The following is a 3,433-nucleotide window of genomic DNA, read 5'->3' on the forward strand; positions in this document are numbered from 1 at the left end:
TGGCACAAAGCGTCAGTTTGCGCGGTGCAAGGCTATGTCCGAAGTTGGGGGTAAAGCCGACCTGCCGGTTGCACGTCCGGACTTCTCAGTTTGACCCAACTCGGACCTCGATCACGTGCAAAGGGAACGCGGTCGAAGTATCGTGAAAAACTCGACAACCCCGTGGAGGCTATGATGAAACCTCAGGCGCTGGCGCTGTGCTTTTTGTTTGGTAGTTTGGGAACAGTCGCGTTTGCGGGACCGGCAGAAGAGGCCAATTCCGTGATCGACCAATGGTCGGTCACTTACAGTGCAAACGACCGCGACGCACTTGTAGGTCTGTACGCCCCGGATGCGATCCTGCTCGGAACGACAAGCCCCGTGATATCCGAAGGCACAGAGGGGATACGAAAATATTTTCAGGAACTGCCAGGGAGTGGTCGAAAAAATACGATTGTCGAGAGACGAACGATCGTTCTCAGCGAAACCTCCGTCGTAGGGACCGGATTTTATAATTTTGCTCGGGCGACAGAAAACGATACTCCCCGCCCATCGCGCTTCACCATGGTTGTCACAAAACGCGACGGCCGATGGATGATCGCACATCACCATTCGTCGCCGCTGTCGGCCTCACGCCAGTAATCGGAAGCTTGGGAGAACTGCTGCGACGTCATGCACATTTGAAGCTGGGATTACTTCTTTCGCTATCGTCAGCTTCTGGCCCCCAAACGGATTTCGCCGTCGTGTCGGCGGATGTCGGTTTTCAGAGCAAGAGCGGACGAGAGCAGGGTGCTACTAGGCTTTCCGCAACTGACCCGGGACGGGCATTCCTACCAGCCGGTCGACATAGGGCGGACAATAGAGATTGGCTCGGCGTGTCCCACGAGGGCGGCGCGTTTCCGAGGTGAAGCCTGATAGGCAAACCATCCATCCTGGTCGCGGGACGCTCAATTGGCGGAATCCGCCCACTGTTAACGATCTCTTAACCATCGCAACTTAACTTCCGGTTACTTTTCGGTTAATAGACCGCGCGGTTCGTTCCAGGAGAACAGCCGATGCCTGTTGAAACACTGACATGTGCCGCACTTGGCGCCCGCTTGACAATCTCGCCTAATGCCGCTCGTTCGCTTGTCAAGCGGCTCCGGCTGCCGCGCTCACTTTCAGATGACGGCAAAGCAATGGTGAGCGTGGATCTCACGGAAATACGACATAAGCGTCTGCCATCACGTGAAGCAGGCAATGTCGCCCTAGCTGCAAAGATCATGGCATTGCAGGGGAGATCGCGCGGCTCGAAGCAACAGCAGCGGGTCACCGGGTCGATTTCGAGCGTGAGCGCGCCGATCGGCTGATGGTTGAAGTGCTACAGCAGGCGACCGCCGAGGCTACGGCAGCTAAGGAGGCGCCGGCGCGGCTCGAAGGTTTTCTTCGGACCGATGGCAGAGCTGATGATGGCTCGATCGACAGCCACGCACTAGCTGCACCCCGCCCGGGGCACCTAGCTGCGGACTTAATGGCAGCAGACCGCAAAGCTGCTCGTGGGTACGCATGCGTGTCCCCGGCTTAGCGGAGCAATCGGGAGAGAGAAAAATGACCAGCATTGCCGATATCAGCGAGATGAAGGCGCGCATTATAGTTTTTGGGGTCGGCGGCGCTGGCGGCAATGCCGTCAACAACATGATCGCGTCCGAGCTGCAAGGCGTCGAATTTATCGTCGCTAATACCGACGCACAGGCGCTCGCCATGTCCAAGGCCCAGCGGATCATCCAGATGGGCGCCGAAGTCACCCAAGGCCTTGGTGCCGGCTCGCAGCCCGAAGTGGGGCGCACGGCGGCCGAAGAGGCGATCAATTCGATCCGCGATCATTTAACCGGCGCGCACATGGTGTTCGTTACTGCCGGCATGGGCGGCGGTACCGGCACTGGGGCAGCGCCGGTCATAGCCAAGACCGCCCGTGAGCTTGGCATTCTCACCATCGGTGTAGTCACCAAGCCGTTCCACTTCGAGGGCCAGCGCCGCATGCGCTTTGCCGAAGCAGGCATCGCGGAACTGCTCAGGGCCGTGGACACTCTGCTGGTCATCCCAAACCAGAACCTCTTCCGGGTGGCCAACGAGAAGACTACCTTCGCCGATGCCTTCGTGCTGGCCGATCAAGTGCTTTATTCCGGTGTGGCCTGCATTAGCGACCTTGTAGTCAAGGAAGGCCTGATCAATCTCGATTTTGCCGACGTTCTCACCGTAATGCGCGAGAAGGGCAAAGCCATGATGGGCAGGGGCGAGGCTTCCGGTACGAAGCGCGTGCTCAATGCAGCTGTGGCCGCAATTTCCAATCCATTGATCGATGACCCGTCGATCAAGCGCGCCAGTGGCCTCATAATCTCCATCACCGGCGGCAGGGACCTTATGCTGTTCGAGGTAGACGAAGCGGCGACCCGCATTCGCGAAGAAGTCGATAAGGACGCCAACGTCATCGTCGGCGCCACTTTTGATGAAAGCCTGCAAGGTATTGTCCGCGTGTCGGTGGTAGCGACCGGCATCGATAATCTTGGTGCGACGCGCCAGACGCAACCAACGGGCTCACTTACGGAACTCGCTAGCAGGCTGCGCAAGGAAAATCATCGCAGCGCCGAGCGGATCGAGAGTAGTGCACCGCGGCCGGAATTATACAGCCGCTTTTCCGCTGTGCGCAATTCGATCGAGCAAGTTGTTTGCGATATCCCGGCCTTCCTGGGCCGCAAGGCTAACTGAATTCTCGTAGGAACCAAATCGGCTCGCTTAAAAGCGGGCCTAAGCGGACTTGCCAGTTGGCGCCTGTGATGTCCGCTTTGGAGGGATAGTGTTGCAAAAGTCGAAAGTTGCAGCGCTCAAGATTTTTCGCGAAAAAACTAAGCACCGAGCGATCGCTGATTCGTATGGCCTCAATCGGGCTACCGAAGTCGCCTGTGAAGTTTGCGAGAGGCCGTGAGGTCCCTCACATCTTGTACACGAAAGTCGCGCCCACGGCCTGCAGAATTTTGGTCATCGGCGAAATCGACTTTTGCAACACAATCGACCCATTGCAGACGCGCGCGGCCTATTGCTGCGATCTACTTTCAAGCAGCCGGTCGCGGACCTCCTCCGATACGAAGCGTTCCGCCCGCTGCCATGCCTCGTCATTGTCACCGCGGAACTGGAAGTACTTTCTGAACACGACGCGCTGGGTTGTCATATCGATGGCAGCAATCCGCACAACCTGCACCAGCGTGCTTAGCTTGTGAACGATGCCGATAATCAGGATCTGCGCGCCGGCCTGTGACGCCGCGCGCAGCCGATCGCGCAACGCCGGTCCGTCGGTCGGACAATTTGGTGCGCAGGAGGAGGGCACGAGCTCAAAGCGCCGGTCTGCCGTGACGTCGTCCCGCAGCGCGGTCATGAAAGCCCGCAATCGCTTTTCATGCACGGCCGTCTGATCGGTGGG

General features: G+C 58.4%; 4 protein-coding genes. 3 read left to right on the forward strand and 1 reads right to left on the reverse strand.

Annotated elements, in window-relative coordinates; all coding sequences use genetic code 11:
* Positions 1–174 precede the first annotated feature (174 nt).
* The 3 genes from IVA95_RS08195 to ftsZ all read left to right on the forward strand — a co-directional run bounded on the left by IVA95_RS08195 (position 175) and on the right by ftsZ (position 2,724).
* Positions 175–621, forward strand: a complete 447-nt coding sequence (locus IVA95_RS08195; protein ID WP_247510058.1) for an SgcJ/EcaC family oxidoreductase — start codon at positions 175–177, stop codon at positions 619–621.
* A gap of 413 nt (positions 622–1,034) precedes the next feature.
* On the forward strand, positions 1,035–1,328 hold the full coding sequence (locus tag IVA95_RS08200) for a hypothetical protein (RefSeq protein ID WP_247510059.1): 294 nt from the start codon (positions 1,035–1,037) through the stop codon (positions 1,326–1,328).
* A gap of 238 nt (positions 1,329–1,566) precedes the next feature.
* The gene (gene ftsZ / locus IVA95_RS08205) at positions 1,567–2,724 is read left to right on the forward strand and encodes a cell division protein FtsZ (RefSeq protein WP_247510060.1); all 1,158 of its coding nucleotides are present in this window, start codon (positions 1,567–1,569) and stop codon (positions 2,722–2,724) included.
* 325 nt (positions 2,725–3,049) lie between these two features.
* Here ftsZ and IVA95_RS08210 read toward each other — a convergent pair.
* Positions 3,050–3,433, reverse strand: a 384-nt coding sequence (locus IVA95_RS08210) for a DUF2380 domain-containing protein (protein ID WP_247510061.1), incomplete at its 5' end; no start/stop codon positions are given.

Origin of the sequence: Bradyrhizobium sp. 157, from assembly GCF_023073815.1 — a bacterium.
GTDB lineage: Bacteria > Pseudomonadota > Alphaproteobacteria > Rhizobiales > Xanthobacteraceae > Bradyrhizobium.

Bases quoted from the DNA above. Each gene is read 5' to 3' on its own strand.
- IVA95_RS08200 (WP_247510059.1), top strand. From the start codon at position 1,035: ATGCCTGTTGAAACACTGACATGTGCCGCACTTGGCGCCCGCTTGACA.
- ftsZ (WP_247510060.1), top strand. From the start codon at position 1,567: ATGACCAGCATTGCCGATATCAGCGAGATGAAGGCGCGCATTATAGTT.
- IVA95_RS08195 (WP_247510058.1), top strand. From the start codon at position 175: ATGAAACCTCAGGCGCTGGCGCTGTGCTTTTTGTTTGGTAGTTTGGGA.